The organism is Dokdonella sp., from assembly GCF_044227025.1.
Classification (GTDB): domain Bacteria; phylum Pseudomonadota; class Gammaproteobacteria; order Xanthomonadales; family Rhodanobacteraceae; genus Dokdonella_A.
In genome coordinates, this window is record NZ_JBGAFX010000001.1 from 553,981 (window position 1) to 568,806 (window position 14,826).

14 protein-coding genes are annotated in these 14,826 nt (G+C 67.4%); 8 read left to right on the plus strand and 6 right to left on the minus strand.

Features of this window, described 5'->3' with window-relative positions; all coding sequences use genetic code 11:
• Positions 1–219: 219 nt before the first annotated feature.
• The 3 genes from ACILRJ_RS02480 (at position 220) to ACILRJ_RS02490 (ending at position 2,869) form a co-directional block, all read left to right on the plus strand.
• The gene (locus tag ACILRJ_RS02480) at positions 220–525 is read left to right on the plus strand and encodes a hypothetical protein (RefSeq protein WP_395680028.1); all 306 of its coding nucleotides are present in this window, start codon (positions 220–222) and stop codon (positions 523–525) included.
• Positions 526–535: 10 nt separating this feature from the next.
• Positions 536–694: a DUF3309 family protein gene (locus ACILRJ_RS02485; protein ID WP_395680030.1), complete on the plus strand. Its 159-nt coding sequence runs from the start codon at positions 536–538 to the stop codon at positions 692–694.
• Positions 695–757: 63 nt separating this feature from the next.
• A complete protein-coding gene (locus tag ACILRJ_RS02490) occupies positions 758–2,869 on the plus strand; it encodes a TonB-dependent receptor family protein (RefSeq protein WP_395680032.1) in 2,112 nt (703 codons plus the stop codon).
• A 933-nt stretch (positions 2,870–3,802) separates the two neighbouring features.
• Here the strand turns inward: ACILRJ_RS02490 and ACILRJ_RS02495 are convergent.
• On the minus strand, positions 3,803–4,390 hold the full coding sequence (locus ACILRJ_RS02495; protein ID WP_395680034.1) for a DUF937 domain-containing protein: 588 nt from the start codon (positions 4,388–4,390) through the stop codon (positions 3,803–3,805).
• A 161-nt stretch (positions 4,391–4,551) separates the two neighbouring features.
• On the opposite strand from ACILRJ_RS02495, the gene ACILRJ_RS02500 reads away from it, so the two are divergent.
• The 5 genes from ACILRJ_RS02500 to ACILRJ_RS02520 all read left to right on the plus strand — a co-directional run bounded on the left by ACILRJ_RS02500 (position 4,552) and on the right by ACILRJ_RS02520 (position 9,361).
• Positions 4,552–5,307: a response regulator gene (locus tag ACILRJ_RS02500; protein WP_395680036.1), complete on the plus strand. Its 756-nt coding sequence runs from the start codon at positions 4,552–4,554 to the stop codon at positions 5,305–5,307.
• 77 nt (positions 5,308–5,384) lie between these two features.
• Positions 5,385–6,305 (plus strand): arginase, encoded by a 921-nt coding sequence (gene rocF / locus ACILRJ_RS02505; protein WP_395680038.1) that lies wholly within the window; start codon positions 5,385–5,387, stop codon positions 6,303–6,305.
• A gap of 77 nt (positions 6,306–6,382) precedes the next feature.
• Positions 6,383–6,832: a delta-60 repeat domain-containing protein gene (locus tag ACILRJ_RS02510; RefSeq protein ID WP_395680040.1), complete on the plus strand. Its 450-nt coding sequence runs from the start codon at positions 6,383–6,385 to the stop codon at positions 6,830–6,832.
• Positions 6,833–6,907: 75 nt separating this feature from the next.
• Positions 6,908–8,662 carry a delta-60 repeat domain-containing protein gene (locus ACILRJ_RS02515; RefSeq protein WP_395680042.1) on the plus strand — a complete coding sequence of 585 codons (1,755 nt, stop codon included), beginning with the start codon at positions 6,908–6,910 and terminating at the stop codon, positions 8,660–8,662.
• A gap of 105 nt (positions 8,663–8,767) precedes the next feature.
• Positions 8,768–9,361 (plus strand): Hpt domain-containing protein, encoded by a 594-nt coding sequence (locus ACILRJ_RS02520; RefSeq protein ID WP_395680044.1) that lies wholly within the window; start codon positions 8,768–8,770, stop codon positions 9,359–9,361.
• A gap of 2 nt (positions 9,362–9,363) precedes the next feature.
• Here the strand turns inward: ACILRJ_RS02520 and ACILRJ_RS02525 are convergent, their stop codons facing one another.
• The 5 genes from ACILRJ_RS02525 to ACILRJ_RS02545 form a co-directional block, all read right to left on the minus strand.
• Positions 9,364–10,704, minus strand: a complete 1,341-nt coding sequence (locus ACILRJ_RS02525; RefSeq protein ID WP_395680046.1) for a M12 family metallo-peptidase — start codon at positions 10,702–10,704, stop codon at positions 9,364–9,366.
• A gap of 229 nt (positions 10,705–10,933) precedes the next feature.
• A complete protein-coding gene (locus tag ACILRJ_RS02530; protein ID WP_395680048.1) occupies positions 10,934–11,968 on the minus strand; it encodes a sulfate/molybdate ABC transporter ATP-binding protein in 1,035 nt (344 codons plus the stop codon).
• The gene (gene cysW / locus ACILRJ_RS02535) at positions 11,965–12,825 is read right to left on the minus strand and encodes a sulfate ABC transporter permease subunit CysW (protein WP_395680050.1); all 861 of its coding nucleotides are present in this window, start codon (positions 12,823–12,825) and stop codon (positions 11,965–11,967) included. The genes ACILRJ_RS02530 and cysW overlap by 4 nt, the downstream gene beginning before the upstream one ends.
• A complete protein-coding gene (cysT, locus tag ACILRJ_RS02540) occupies positions 12,822–13,649 on the minus strand; it encodes a sulfate ABC transporter permease subunit CysT (protein WP_395680052.1) in 828 nt (275 codons plus the stop codon). The genes cysW and cysT overlap by 4 nt, the downstream gene beginning before the upstream one ends.
• 26 nt (positions 13,650–13,675) lie before the next feature.
• Complete coding sequence (locus tag ACILRJ_RS02545) at positions 13,676–14,692, minus strand: sulfate ABC transporter substrate-binding protein (protein WP_395680054.1); 1,017 nt, start codon at positions 14,690–14,692, stop codon at positions 13,676–13,678.
• Positions 14,693–14,826 lie beyond the last annotated feature (134 nt).

Here is a 14,826-nt window from a genome sequence, read left to right on the forward strand (position 1 = left end):
GCACCGTCCATCGCGCAAGGAAGACGTGGCGCGTCCAGCGGCGCACCCTCCCGCGCCCTCCATCAACCAAACCTGAATGGAACGTGCCGAGGTCCGCTTCGCGTTAACGATCCGTTTCACGCAGCGCGGCTACGGTTCGCCGGTCCATCGGGACGCATCGGCACAGGTCCGAACCAAGCACACACGCCCTTGCCGGGCGAACAATAAAGGGGATTTGACATGGGTTCCATCGCACCGCCTTCCACTTTCGCCGACCGTCGCGCGCAGCGCGCGAAACTCGCGGGATCGCTGACCGATGATCTCGGCGTCGTCGCCCTCAACCTGCTTCATGCGCTCAAGCGCAGCGACATCGTGGTCTGGACCGACGCCACCGCAGAGGTCTATTTCGACGCGGCCGATCGCTGCCCGAACGTCGAACCCGACCACCTGGTCGGCACCTACGGTCTCGGCGCGAACATCGCCGACATCGAGGCCGACCTCGGTGTCGTGCGCAGCGAGCGCGTGTCGAACGCGATGATCTTCTGAGGGACCTGCCATGAGCCTGGGTGCACTTCTGCTGGTGATTCTCGTCGTCGCGCTCGTCGCTGGCCTGCCGGCATGGCCGTACAGTCGTGGATGGGGTTACTACCCGAGCGGCGGCGCCGGCTTGCTGGTCGCGATCGTCGTGATCCTGCTCCTGCTCGGCTACCTCTGACGCCATCGCGCGCGTCGCGCCGCATGCTTTAGGATGGCGGGCTTCCCGGAGAGCCTGCCTGCGATGCGAACGATTCCGTGGCGGTACCTGCCTGCCGTGGCCTGCCTGTGCCCCATCGGGGCGGCCTGCGCCGATGCGGACCTGCCGGTCGTCGTGGTCACCGCCACGCGTATCGGCACGCCCGCGTTCGAGATTCCGGCGTCGGTCGACACGGTGTCGATCGACGAGGTGCAGGACGTGCTCGGCGTGAACCCGTCCGACTACCTCGCCGGAATTCCCGGACTGCTCGCGCGCGACCGGCAGAACTACGCGCAGGACGAACAGATATCGATCCGCGGCTTCGGCGCGCGCGCGACGTTCGGCGTGCGCGGCGTGCGCCTGTATACCGACGGCATTCCCGCGACGATGCCGGACGGGCAGGGCCAGGTGTCGCATTTCAGCCTCGACTCGGCCGCGCGCATCGAAGTGCTGCGGGGCCCGTTCTCGGCGCTGTACGGCAATTCGTCCGGCGGCGTGATCCAGCTGTTCGGCGCCGACGGCAGCGTTCCGCCCGAAATCTCGCTCGATCTCGTCGGCGGCAGCTGGGGCAGCGCGCGCGCGAGCGCGAATGCGCGCGGCGTCGCCGGCGATATCGACTACAACCTCGACCTCACCCATTTCCAGACCGACGGATGGCGCGACCACAGCGCCGCGAAGCGCGAGTCCGGCAACGCCAAGCTCGGCTGGAAGATCGGCGAGGGCGGCAAGCTGACCCTGCTCGTCAACACGCTCGCATTGCCGGGCGCCGACGATCCGCTCGGACTCACGCACGCACAGTTCGACACCGATCCGCGCAGCGTGGCGTCGGTCGCGACGCAGTTCGACACGCGCAAGAGCGTGCACCAGAATCAGGGCGGCGCGATCCTCGAACAGGAACTTGGCGACGGCCACGCGCTGCGCGTGCTTGGCTACTACGGCCGGCGTGGTGTCGAGCAATACCTCGCGATTCCCGCCAGCGTCCAGGCGAACCCGAAGCATTCCGGTGGCGTGGTCGACCTCGATTCCGGCTACGGCGGCGCGGATGCACGATGGATCTGGCGCGGCGAACTCGCCGGTCGCGCGTTCGAGATCGCCGCGGGGCTGAGCTGGGATCGGCAGCAGCAGCATCGACGCGGCTACGAGAATTTCGTCGGTGACCTGCTCGGCGTGCGCGGCACATTGCGCCGTGACGAAGACGACACCGTGCGCGACTTCGACGAGTACGCTCAGGCCACCTGGCGGATTGCCGAACGCTGGAGCGTTACCGCCGGCCTGCGCCACAGCGCCGTCGCGTTCAAGGCGGTTGACCACTACATCCACGCCGGCAATCCCGACGACAGCGGCGGCGTCGACTACGCGGCGACGACGCCGGTCGCGGGCCTGCTCTGGCGCGCGGCGCCGGGCGTGAATGCGTACGCCTCCTACGGACGCGGTTTCGAAACCCCGACCTTCAACGAACTCGGCTATCGCGCCGACGGCGCCGCCGGACTCGCGTTCAACCTCGATCCGGCGCGCAGCCGCAATGCGGAAGTCGGCGTGAAGCTGCGGCCGGATCCGCGCATCGAGGCGACCTTCGCGTTGTTCCGCGCCGACACGCGCAACGAACTCGCGGTCGCGACCAGCAGCGGCGGGCGCACGACCTATCAGAACATCGGCAAGGCGCGCCGTGATGGCGCCGAGGCCGCACTCGCATGGCGCATCGCCGATGACTGGAAATTGCAGTTCGCCTGGACCTGGCTCGACGCGCGTTTCCGCTCCGCGTTCCTGACCTGCGCCGGCACGCCATGCACGACCCCGGACACGCCGGTCGCCGCCGGCGCACGCATCCCCGGCATTCCGCGCACCGACGTGCATGCGGGGCTGCGCTTGGGCGGCGAACGCGGATGGCATGCGGGCGCTTCGGGTGACTACGTCAGTGCAGTCGTCGTCAACGACCGCGGCAGCGATGCTGCGCCTGCGTATTTCCTTGCTGCCGCCGATGTGGGCTACGCGTTCGAACTCGATGCCGGGCGGTTCGATGCGTTCGCGCGCATCGACAACGCGTTTGATCGCCGCTACGCCGGCTCGGTCATCGTCAACGATGCGAATGGGCGTTACTTCGAGCCTGCGGCGGGGCGGGCTTTCATGGTGGGCGCGAAATGGATGTGGGGACGCTGAGGCCGCTTTCGTCTTTCCCGATTTGTGGGAGAGGTGGGGTGAGGGCGCTCTTGGCGTGTCCTTTCGTTGTTTCGTAGATTCGCTTACTTCGCGAAAACCCGCCCACGTCCGTGTAAGTTCGTCCCGCAACCCTGCGGGCCGGTTTCTTTCTGTGACTCCGGGCATCCTGCCCTCCGCCCTTCGGGCCAGCTTCGCTGTTCGCGCCGCTCCTGCGGCGCAGTGCTTGTCCAAGAGAAAGAAACCAAAGAGAAGGACACCCCGACAGCGCCGCTCTCCGGGCATCCTGCCCTGCGGGTGCGTGGACGTCGGCCGGGGTTCGCCGACGCTGCATCCTGCATCGCGGCGAACGCGCGCGCGTCGTGCGCGCGCCCCTGCGGGCCTTGTCGTCCGCCGTCCACCGGCGCTGAAGGGGACCCCGGAAGAGCCGCGCGCATCCTGCGCGCAAAGCCAGTGCCGCGTTGTAGGAGCGGTCTCAACCGCGATGCTTTGGCTTTTGCTTCTGCGCGCAGGAGCGCGCCGCTCTTCCACCAGGGTCCCCTTGCGGCCCGGCGAGCGGATGGAGGACTAGCCCGAAGGGGCGCGCGCACGATGCGCGCGCGTTCGTTGCGGTCCATGGATGGACCGTCAACGAACCCCGCCACCCGATCGCGCAGTCAGCGGGCAGGAGCCCGCTGACCGGGCCGCTGGGGGTGTCTTTTCTTTTGGTTCCTTTTCTTTGGACAAGCAAAGAAAAGGAACCGGCCCGCAGGGATGCGGGACGAACCTACAGGGACGTGGGTAGGTCTTCGCGAAAGATCATCGAACCTGCTGCGCGAAACGAACAGCGACAGCACGGCAAGAGCACTCGCCCCGCCGTCTCCCGCAAGCGGGAGATGGGATGCGGGACGAACCTGCAGAGATGTGGTGGGTCTTCGCGATGCAGGAACAGAAAGACTAAACCCTCCCCCGCGATCCGAACATCTGCGATCCCACCTTGAGCAGGTCGCCGAGGCCGAGCTGGCCGTCGCCGTCCTGGTCGAGGATCGAGCCGAGCAGGCCGCCGTGCTGGCCCTGGCCGATGTTCTGCAGTTCCTTGCCGAGCATGTCGCCGAGTCCGCCGGAATTCATGCCCTGCTTGCGGGTCATGTTGCCGAGCGCGGCCATCACGATCGGTGCAAGTATCGACATCAGCGCGCCGGCATTCTGCGTGCCGATGCCGCTGGCCTGACCGACGTTCTGCGCGGCCTGGCCCTGGCGGTTGCCGAAGATGTGGCCGAGGATCGCGCCGCCGTCGCCACCGCCGCCGAGCACGCTGCCGAGGATCGAGCCGATGTCGCCGCCGGCATGGTCGGCGGCGGCGTTGTGCAGCGCGTCGGCGCCGGCGTCGGTCGAGGCGTTCCTGGCGAGGCCGCCGACCACGACCGGCACGGCCTGCTGGATTGCCGCTTCGGCCTGCGAGGGATCGATGCCGAGCTGCGCCGCGATCGCCTCGATGCTCGCCGGGTCCAGGTGGCTCAGAACCTGCTGGGTCAGATCGCTCATCGGAATCTCCTGAAGTAGAGGGGCGTCGCGAGCTTCGCACGTACACCTGTCAGGCAGCTGCCGGGATCGGTCAAAGATCGTGAACCGGCAGCGGCCGTGCGTGTGTCCGCAGACCGGAGCACTATAGTCCCGCGACGAACCGAAGTACGAAGCGGATGCCGATGAGCGACACCGACCATCGCCTCGAACGGTTGCACCAGCGCTACGCGAACTCGCTGCGTGCGAAGAGCGCGGCGTTGGCGGATGCATGGAGGGCGTTCGCCGCCAGTCCGGATGACGCCGCCTGCGCGCGCGAGCTGTCGATGCAGGTGCACCGCTTGTGCGGTTCGGCAGCGGCCTACGGCTATCGTCGCCTCGGTGAAAGCGCGTGTGCGGCGGATCGCCTGATCGCCGACGAACTGGCTATGCAGGAACCCGCGAGTGGTGATGCGCTGGTGCGCCGGTTCGCGTCGGGCGTGCAGGACGTGCTCGCCGAACTCGCCGCCGCATCGGCGACGCTGCGATCCGCGCCGCTCGCGGGCACGGCGCGCAACCTGCGCGTGGTGCTGGTCGAAGACGATCCGGCGCAGGCATCGCTGACCGCGGCGGAACTGGAGTCGCGCGGTTGCTCCGTGCAGATCGAGGATGGCGGCGATCATCTCTGGCAGACGCTGTTGCAGCAACCTTGCGATGCGGTCGTGCTCGACTACTGGCTGCGCGCCGAGACCGCGGCGGAGATCGCGCTCGCATTGCGACGCGAGCCGCAGTTCGCCAACATCGCCCTGGTTTGCTACAGCGTGGAACGCGACGAGCAGGTCCTGCGTGCGGTTCTTGCCGCCGGTTGCGATGTGGTGGTCGCAAAGGAGGACGGTGCGGAACCGCTGTTCGCGGCGGTCGGCGCTGCCGTCACGCGCATGCAGCGGCACGAGGGACCTTGAAACGCAGGCTGGAAGCCGATCGTGACGCGACCGCGGATTTCGCCGAGAATCGCCTACCCGCGACAGCAAGGCCAGCCATGCAGAATGCTTCCCCGATATCCCTGATCGGCGCCCCGACCGACATCGGCGCCGGTGATCGCGGCGCCTCGATGGGGCCGGAGGCGTTGCGCGTTGCCGGTCTCGCTGCGGCTCTGCGCGCGCGCGGGCTCGATGTCGTCGACCGCGGCAATGTCGCCGGGCCGTTCAACCCGTGGCTGCCACCGCACGATGGCTACCGGCACCTCGACGAAGTCGTCGCCTGGAACCGCGCGGTGATGGATGCGGTGGCGGCGGAACTTGCGCAGCAGCGCCTGCCGATCCTGCTCGGCGGTGACCATTGCCTCGCGATCGGTTCGATCACCGCGGTCGCGCGCCACTGCCGCGACAACGGCAAGCACCTGACCGTGCTCTGGCTCGACGCGCACGCGGACTTCAACACCAGTTCGATCACGCCGTCCGGCAACGTGCACGGCATGCCGGTCGCATGCCTGTGCGGCTTCGGCCCGGATCCGCTTACCGAGCTTGGCGGCAGTTCACCGGTACTGTCGCCGGAGCAGATCCGCCAGATCGGCATCCGCTCGGTCGACGCGGGCGAGAAGAAACTCGTGCGCGACGTCGGCCTCGACATCTATGACATGCGCTACATCGACGAAGTCGGCATGAAGCGCGTGATGGAGGAGGCCCTGCTCAACCTCGGCCCGCGCGACCACCTGCACGTGAGCTTCGACGTCGATTTCCTCGACCCCGCGATCGCCCCCGGTGTAGGCACGACCATCCCGGGCGGTCCGAATTACCGCGAGGCGCAGCTGTGCATGGAGATGATCGCCGACAGCGGCCGCCTCGGTTCGCTCGACATCATGGAACTCAACCCCGCGCTCGACGTGCGCAACCAGACCGCTGCGCTCGCGGTCGACCTGGTCGAGAGCCTGTTCGGCAAGTCGACCCTGATGCGTGATTGAGCACTCTGACGCTCGTGGTCCAGTGCTGCAAATTGGCATATCCTGCGATGTGTACGTGTACGGAAGAAGGAGTTCCGATGAGCATCGCTGCAGTGAGCAAACGCCTGCTTGGCTTGTTGTTGGCGGTGGTGGTGCCCACGTCCGCCTTGGCTGATCCCCTTGCGCCACTGGCCCAGCCGAACCTCGACCTGGTGACGAACGGAACCGTTTACGCAGTCGCGGCGCGCCCGGGCGGCGGCATCGTCCTTGGTGGCGTATTCACGCAGGTCAACGGTGTAGCGCGCGCCAACCTCGCGCGCCTGAACGCGGACGGCACGCTCGACATCCAGTGGGCACCGAGCGGCGCAAGCTCGATCACCGCACTTGCCGTTGCGGCGGACGACACCGTATACGCGGGTGGCTTGTTCCATCAGCAGGGCGCTACTTTGTTCACGGAAAAGTTTTCCGGAAACGGCGCCGGCGATGCCGACGCGAACTGGTTTTCGATTGGCTCCTCTGGCGTGAACGCACTCGTGCTCGATGGGTAGGGCGCGCTGTATGTCGGTGGCTCGTTCAGCGCCGGAGGCATTGAAAATCTCGCCAAGGTGTCGGCGCAGAACGGAATGGTCGACTTCACCTGGAATCCGGGGCTCGGCAGCATCCGCGCGATGGCGTTCGACGGCGAGAGCCACCTGTACGTAGTCGGCGACAGTGGGGCGAACAGAGTATCCATTGACGGCCAAGGCGTTGTTGATCCGACGTGGGCACCGTTCCGCACCGGTAGCGATGCCAGGGCCCTCGCGTTCGACGTTGCGACGGGTCGGGTCTTCGTGGGCGGGTGGCTCTGCCCGACCGACGACAACCTTCCATGCAGGCATTACGCGAAAGTCTCCGCGTCGGGAGGCTTCGACGCGCAATGGGATCCGCTGGTGGAGGGTTCCGATGACGGCATGATCGGGCCGTTGCGGGTCGGCGCAGACGGCTCCGTGATCGTGGTGGTTACCCACGCATCGAGTGAAGCGGTACGCATATCGCCCGCCGGCGCCGGCATGGTCGATATCCAGTGGCATCCGATGGCTGACGGCCCGATCAATGCTCTCGCCCAAGCGTCGGATGCTTCGATATGGATGGGCGGCAGCTTCGCGCGTGTCGGGGAATCCTCGCGATTCGGGCTGACCCGGATAGACGCAACCGGCCAACCTGCCGGCCCGCGCTCGGACGCCACGAAACCTGGCGTGGTCAATGCCGTTGTCGTGCAGCCGGATCAGCATGTGGTGGTAGGCGGCGATTTCAGCTACCTGGGCAGCGCCGGTATCATCAGGAACAACCTGCTGAGGTTGCTCCCGGACGGGCGCTTCGATCCGCAATGGAATGCGGATGTCGATGGCGTCGTGCGGGCCCTCGCCACGGACGCCGACGGTGCCGTGTATGTCGGCGGCGCGTTCGAGCATGTCGGGGGCCACGCGCGCCGGAACCTCGCGAAGATCATGCCGGATGCGCTCGCCAGCATCGATCCGATCTGGGATCCCTCGCCGGCAAACGGACTGCATGGCATCGGCGTCAGTCGCCTGGCGGCGTTCGGCACGCATCTTTTCGTCGGCGGCGACTTTCGGGGAATTGGCGGCGCATGGCAACGCAACGGACTGGCGCGCGTCTCGACGGAAGGAGTCGGCCTGCCCGACGTCGACTGGACGCCGCAGGCGTATGCGGACGGCGTCGATGCGATGGCGGTCGGATCCGACGGCGCGTTGTATGTGGCCGGCGATGTCTATTTCGGCGGCTCGGATTTCATGAGAATCAGCGCGACCGGCGCGATCGATTCCGCGTGGCCACCTTCGCTGGACGGCTTCGTCCATGCGTTGTTTGTCGATCCACAATCGTCGAGTGTGTTCGCGGCGGGTGATTTCAGGCACGTCGATGGCCTGGCCCAAGCGAGCGTCGCCAAGCTTTCCCAAATCAATGGCAGCCTGGATGTCTTGTGGCGTCCGGTGTTCGAGTCGGCTTCGTCGTCGACCTGGGGCCTGGCTCCCACGGTCGGTGCGATCGCTTCAGGTCCAGGCGGCAGTCTGTATTTCAGCGGCTCATTTGACGCCGTGAACAATTCGGCGGCGTGCTACCTCGTCAAGCTGTCGTCGGTGTCGGCTGATGTCGACATGGACTGGAATCCCTGCGCGTCCGACGGCATGCCTGCCGGCTCGACACCCTTTCCCGGCAGTTCGCCGAGCCCTGTGCGGGCGCTGGCCGTCAATGCAAGTGGCACGGTCTTCGCCGGAGGCAACTTCGAACGCATGAGCGGAGTCGTCCGCAACGGCTTGGCGGCACTGCCTCCGGCACCATTGCCGGACCAGATCCTCGCCGACGGATTCGATTCACCCTGACACCGGCGACGCAACGTCGCCCGCGGTCGTTTCCGTCAACGTCATGGACAGACACGGGCAATATCGGTGATAACGTCGCAGACGGGTTTTGGGGGAAGCGGGTCGATGATCTTCTGGATTGCGGGGTCGCTGCTCGTGCTGTTGCTGGCCGCGCTGCTGTGGCGTTCGCGGCGCGCGCCGGGATTTGCGGACACCGCCGGCGGGCACGCGTCCGAAATCGAGATTGACGAAGTCGACGACGAGATCCGCGGCGTGTTCATTGCCGAGATGCGCAACGAGATCGGCAGCCTGCGCCGGAACCTGCCACGCTGGCGCATGGCGCCGACCGATCTCGAGCGCGCGGTGCCGCTGCGTCGCTCGTTCCACACCCTCAAGGGCGGCGGCCGGCTGGTCGGCGCGGTCGCGATCGGCGACTTCTGCGCGTCGATCGAGCGCTTGCTGTTGGACATGATCGAGGGTGAGGTGTCCGCGGATCCACCGGTCGTCGATGTCGTCTCGCGCGCGGTCGCGATGCTGCCGAGCCTCTTGGCCGAATTCAGCGGTGAACGGACCGCCGGCGTCGACGTGCGCGCGCTCGCCAGGACCGCCGAACAGCTCGCTGCGCCAGCACGAAATTCGGCATCACCACGCCGTCCTGCGCCCACGCCCGCGCGCGGCGCAGGCGCGGTCCGAGCCACACGCCCGGGTTCCGCGCGCTGACGTCAGTCGAAGCCGTTCCGGAAGATGACGTCGGACGTGCTCAGGCACGCCGGGGTGTGTGCGGCGACCAGTGTCGATACAGTCGTGATCTGGGTCGGGTGGAACACCAGCTGGTTCTGGCCGCAGTTCGCACCCGTCGCACCGCCGGTGTTGCAATAGCTCATCAATGTACCGGTGCCGCCGGCCGGGCAGCTGACCGCGCCGCCATAGCAGCCGGAGCCGGCCTCGCCCCTGAAGCAGACGTCGATGGTATTGCTCGCGGTCGGGTAGGCGCCGGTCGTCACGTTCGTGCAATGCGTGTGCGCGGCGCCGAAGTTGTGGCCGAGTTCGTGGCCGACGATGCGCGCAGACAGGTCGACGCCGACGCCGGAGTTCGTGAACACCTTGTTGACGCTGTAGCTGCCGCCGTTGCTCTGCGTGACGCAATACGCATTCACCCAGGCGATGCCGGAGGCGGAGAAACCGGGATTCTGCGACGACGATTCGCGACCGGACAGCAGCAGCGTGAAGTCGCGCGCCACCGCGGCCTCGTTGTTCTGCCAGTACGTGCCGAAATTGTTGAGGTCGGCATTGCTCGCGGCCGCGTTGGCCGAAATCGTGTACGGCGTCGTGCCGGTGCGGAATTTCGTCGTACCCTGTTGCAGGGTGACATTGAGATCGCGTTCGTACATGACGTTCATGGTCGCGAACAGGTTCGCGATCCAGGTCGTCGCGGCGGCGAGGTTGCCGGCGCCGGTGCCGCCGAAGCGGCCGACCAGCAGTTCCCTGTCGACGTCGACCGCGACTACTGCCGCGCGCAACACGCCGTTGACGCTCTGGCCGCCGAGCGCGAGGGTGAGCGGGTCCGGCAGCGGTCGTCCACTCGGCACGCCGTCTTCGCTCGGGATTACCTGCGGCGTGATGCCGTTCGGCAGCGTTTCTTCCGCCGTCCTGACGACGAGGCGATGGCCATCGGCAGCATCTTCGGCGGTGATCGCGAATGCCCCCGACACGGACGAGCCGGCCCCCGCGACGTTGCGGAAACCCGGATCGAAACCGAGCTGCGCGCGCGTCTGGCCGCTCGCGTCGTAGCCGATCAGTTCGATGCGCTGGCTGCGCGGCAGCTCGTGCTCGCCGTCCGGCCCGACCGCGACGATGCGCGCATCCTTCGCGTAGATGTCGACGCGCCTGAACTCGATGCGGCTGCGATTGCCGTGGCCGTCCGGGAAACCGTCGATGGCCAGGCGCGCGCCGACGCGCAGTGCCGCCAGTTCGTCGATGCGGAACGTCTGCAGCGGCAGGTGGTCGCCTGCCCATCCCTGAGCGCTGGCGACGCACAGCGCGAACAGCAGGAGTCTGCGCATGGCGGTGTGCTCCGTATGGCCGGTCCCGAGGGCATTCTAGACCGGTGAAGCGCGCGAGCGCAGCGGCGCTTCGACTGCGCGGCTTTCGGCCGCTCCGCCCGGCGCGAACGGGGCGGGTGGTCCGACACCGCTGCCTCTTTTCTTGGACCCGACTTGCCCGGCTCATGTTCCGGCGAGGCGCAAGAGCAACGCAGAAGGCTCGCCATCTGCAGGGCGCGGATTGCGGCCATCAGCGATCGGCTACCGGCTCCTCTCCACGGAACAGCATCGGCCGGTTCGCGACGATCGTAACGGCGGTGCCGACGGCAAGGCCGCTGAGCGCGAAGCGTGCGCGTTCGTAGACCGCGACCACCGGCAGCGCGAGGCGCGGATGGCGCACCTCGACGCGCACGCTCGCGCCGAGGTCGCGCACGCTGTCAATGCGTGCGTCCGCGCCGGACGCATCGCCGGTGCGCAGTTCGAGATCATGCGGACGCACGAATGCAGTCACGGTGTCGTCGTCGATGCCGGTCCAGCGCGCATGCAGCGCGGCCGGCAATTCGTTGACTTCGCCGAGGAAGCGGCACACGGACGGACTCGCCGGGCGCGTGTACAGCGTTTCCGGATCGGCGAGCTGCTCGATGCGTCCCTTGTTCATCACCGCAATGCGGTCGGCGAGCTCGAATGCCTCCTCCTGGTCGTGGGTGACGAACACGCTGGTCACGTGGATGCGGTCGTGCAGGCCGCGCAGCCAGCGGCGCAGGTCGCTGCGCACGCGCGCATCGAGCGCGCCGAACGGCTCGTCGAGCAGGAGGATCTGCGGTTCGACGACGAGCGCGCGCGCGAGTGCGACGCGCTGGCGCTGGCCGCCCGACAATTGCGCCGGATAGCGCTGCGCAAACTCGCCGAGCTGCACCAGTTCGAGCAGTTCGCGCACGCGCCGCTGCAGCTCCTCGCGGCGCGGTCGCTTGAACCAGCCGCGCACGCGCAGGCCGAACGCGACGTTCTCGAACACCGTCAGGTGGTTGAACAGTGCGTAGTGCTGGAACACGAAGCCGACGTGGCGCTTGCGCGCGGAGAGCCCGGTCACGTCGCGGCGCTCGAACAGCACGCGGCCGCGATCGGGGAATTCGAGCCCGGCAATCGTGCGCAGCAGGGTGGTCTTGCCGCAGCCGGACGGGCCGAGCAGGGCGAGCAGCTCGCCCGAATCGATCGCGAGGTCGATCCCATCCAGCGCGGGCGCGCTGGCGTAGCGGTAGTGGATGCCGGAAAGTTCGATGCTCATGCGACGGCGTCATGCTCCGGATCGGCGCGGCGCATGCGCCAGCCGACGAATTGTTTCAGCAGCAGGGTCGCCAGCGCGAGCAGGGCGAGCAGCGAGGCGACCGCGAACGCGGCGGTGCGCTGGTATTCGTTGTAGAGGATCTCGACGTGCAGCGGCATCGTGTTGGTGAGGCCGCGGATGTGGCCGGACACGACCGACACCGCGCCGAACTCGCCGATCGCGCGCGCGTTGCACAGGATCACGCCGTAGGCGAGGCCCCAGCCGATCTTCGGCAGCACCACGCGCCAGAACATCGCGAAGCCGCCGGCTCCGAGGGTGACTGCGGCTTGTTCCTGTTCGCTGCCTTGCGCCTGCATCAGCGGGATCAGCTCGCGCGCGACGAACGGGAAGGTGACGAACAGCGTCGCCAGCACGATGCCCGGCACGGCGTAGACGATCTTGAGGTCATGCGCGGCAAGCCATGGTGCGAGCCAGCCCTGCGCGCCGAACAGCAGCACGTAGATCAGGCCCGCGATCACCGGTGACACCGCGAACGGCAGGTCGATCAGGCTCAGCAGCAGGCCGCGGCCGCGGAACGAGAAGCGCGTGACGAGCCAGGCCGCGGCGATGCCGAACACGGTGTTCGCCGGCAACACGATCGCGGTCACGAGCAGGGTCAGCCGGATCGCCGCGCGCGCGTCCTCGTCGACGAGGCTCGCGATGTAGAAGTCGACGCCTTTCTCGAACGCGTAGCCGAACACCGCGAGCAGCGGCAGCACGAGGAACAGGCCGACGAACGCGAGCGCGATCGCGAGCAGCGACCAGCGCAGCCAGAGCGGGTCGCGCAGCGCGCGCGACGGTTGGCGTGACGGACTCATGCCGAGCGACGCCGCACGCTGACCAGCTGCAGCAGGTTGATCGCGAACAAGGTGGCGAACGAAGCGAGCAGCAGCACGACCGCGATCGCGGTCGCACCCGCGTAGTCGTACTGGTCGAGCTTGGCGGTGATCAGCAGTGGCGCGATCTCCGACACCATCGGCATGTTGCCGGCGATGAAGATGACCGAACCGTATTCGCCGAGCGCGCGTGCGAACGCGAGCGCGAAACCGGACAGGATCGCCGGCCACAGCGTCGGCAGCACGACGCGATACAAGGTCGTGAGACGGCCTGCACCGAGCGTCGCCGCGGCTTCCTCCATGTCCGGTTCCAGTTGTTCGAGCACCGGCTGCACGCTGCGCACGAGGAACGGCAGGCTGACGAACACGAGCGCGACGGTGATTCCGCTCGGCGTGTAGGCGACTTTCCAGCCGTGCGCCTCAAGCCACTTTCCCAGCGGACCGGTCGATGCATACAACGCGGTGAGCGTGATGCCGGCGACCGCGGTCGGCAGCGCGAACGGCAGGTCGACGAGGGCATCGATGAGTCGGCGTCCCGGAAAGCGGTAACGCACCAGCACCCATGCGAGCAACGGCCCGAAGAACAGGTTGATCAGGCCCGCCAGCGCCGCGCAGCCGAACGTGACGCGATACGAGGCGAGCGCGCGTGGCGTCGTCACCGCGCTCCAGAATTCCGCTGGTCCGAGCGAGGCCGCCTTCAGCGCGAGCGCGGCCAGCGGCAGCAGCACGATCAGGCCGAGATAGCCCAGGCACAGCCCGAGGGTGAGGCCGAAACCGGGCAGCGCGTGGCGGCGCCTTCGGCGCATGGATGCCTCCTGCATACGCGCCGGACCTACCTGCCCGGCGTGTAGATCTGGTCGAACGTGCCGCCGTCGGCGAAATGCGTCGCCTGTGCATTCTGCCAACCGCGGAAGGCCGCGTCGACGGTGAGCAGCGACAGCTGTGGAAACTTCGCCGCGTACTTCGCCGCGACAGCGGCATCGCGCGGCCGGTAGCCGTTGCGTGCGGCGATCTCCTGGCCCTGCGCCGTGTAGAGGAACTGGAGGTAGGCCTCGGCCACCTTGCGCGTGCCGTGTTTGTCGACGACCTTGTCGACGACCGCGACCGGCGGTTCGGCAAGGATGCTGAGGCTCGGCAGCACGATTTCGAACTTGTCCTTGCCGTCGCCTTCCGCGAGCGCGAGCAATGCCTCGTTTTCCCACGCGAGCAGCACGTCTCCCTGGCCACGTTCGACGAAGGTGGTGGTCGCGCCGCGTGCACCGGTGTCGAGTACCGGCACGTTCCGGAACAGCTTGCCGATGTAGTCCTTCGCACCGGCATCGCCGCCGTATTGCTTCGCCGCCCAACCCCAGGCGGCGAGATAGTTCCAGCGCGCGCCGCCGCTGGTCTTCGGGTTCGGCGTGATCACGCCGATGCCGGGCTTGGCCAGGTCGTCCCAGTCCTTGATGCGCTTCGGGTTGCCCTTGCGCACGAGGAACACGATCGTCGAGGTATACGGCGAACTGTTGTCCGGCAGGCGCTTCTGCCAGTCGGCCGGAACAAGCCCGCCATGCGCGTGCAACGCGTCGATGTCGAACGCGAGCGCGAGCGTGACGACATCCGCTTCGAGACCATCGATCACGCTGCGAGCCTGCTTGCCGGAGCCGCCGTGCGATTGCTTGATCGAAACGCTTTCGCCGGTGCGCTGCTTCCAGTCGGCGGCGAATGCCGCATTCACGTCACGATACAGCTCGCGCGTAGGATCGTAGGAGACATTGAGCAGGCTGGCGTCGGCGCGCGCAGCGCCCGCAAAGCCGAAGGTGCCGGCCGCGAACGCGGCGGTGAGCAGAGAGATTGACCAGCTTCGCATGACGGTTCCCCAGTGGAAGGTCGAGGGGACCAGTCTGGCAGCGAATTCGTTAGCGAGGTGTTAGTCGGGCATGACGATCGGGCATGCGCATATGCCGCGCACCGGAATTTGCTCCTGCAATTCGACCCGCAGTG

Bases quoted from the DNA above. Each gene is read 5' to 3' on its own strand.
- ACILRJ_RS02510 (WP_395680040.1), top strand. From the start codon at position 6,383: ATGAGCATCGCTGCAGTGAGCAAACGCCTGCTTGGCTTGTTGTTGGCG.
- rocF (WP_395680038.1), top strand. From the start codon at position 5,385: ATGCAGAATGCTTCCCCGATATCCCTGATCGGCGCCCCGACCGACATC.
- ACILRJ_RS02495 (WP_395680034.1), bottom strand. From the start codon at position 4,390: ATGAGCGATCTGACCCAGCAGGTTCTGAGCCACCTGGACCCGGCGAGC.
- ACILRJ_RS02480 (WP_395680028.1), top strand. From the start codon at position 220: ATGGGTTCCATCGCACCGCCTTCCACTTTCGCCGACCGTCGCGCGCAG.
- ACILRJ_RS02520 (WP_395680044.1), top strand. From the start codon at position 8,768: ATGATCTTCTGGATTGCGGGGTCGCTGCTCGTGCTGTTGCTGGCCGCG.
- ACILRJ_RS02500 (WP_395680036.1), top strand. From the start codon at position 4,552: ATGAGCGACACCGACCATCGCCTCGAACGGTTGCACCAGCGCTACGCG.
- ACILRJ_RS02530 (WP_395680048.1), bottom strand. From the start codon at position 11,968: ATGAGCATCGAACTTTCCGGCATCCACTACCGCTACGCCAGCGCGCCC.
- ACILRJ_RS02545 (WP_395680054.1), bottom strand. From the start codon at position 14,692: ATGCGAAGCTGGTCAATCTCTCTGCTCACCGCCGCGTTCGCGGCCGGC.
- ACILRJ_RS02485 (WP_395680030.1), top strand. From the start codon at position 536: ATGAGCCTGGGTGCACTTCTGCTGGTGATTCTCGTCGTCGCGCTCGTC.
- cysT (WP_395680052.1), bottom strand. From the start codon at position 13,649: ATGCGCCGAAGGCGCCGCCACGCGCTGCCCGGTTTCGGCCTCACCCTC.
- ACILRJ_RS02525 (WP_395680046.1), bottom strand. From the start codon at position 10,704: ATGCGCAGACTCCTGCTGTTCGCGCTGTGCGTCGCCAGCGCTCAGGGA.
- ACILRJ_RS02515 (WP_395680042.1), top strand. From the start codon at position 6,908: ATGGTCGACTTCACCTGGAATCCGGGGCTCGGCAGCATCCGCGCGATG.
- cysW (WP_395680050.1), bottom strand. From the start codon at position 12,825: ATGAGTCCGTCACGCCAACCGTCGCGCGCGCTGCGCGACCCGCTCTGG.
- ACILRJ_RS02490 (WP_395680032.1), top strand. From the start codon at position 758: ATGCGAACGATTCCGTGGCGGTACCTGCCTGCCGTGGCCTGCCTGTGC.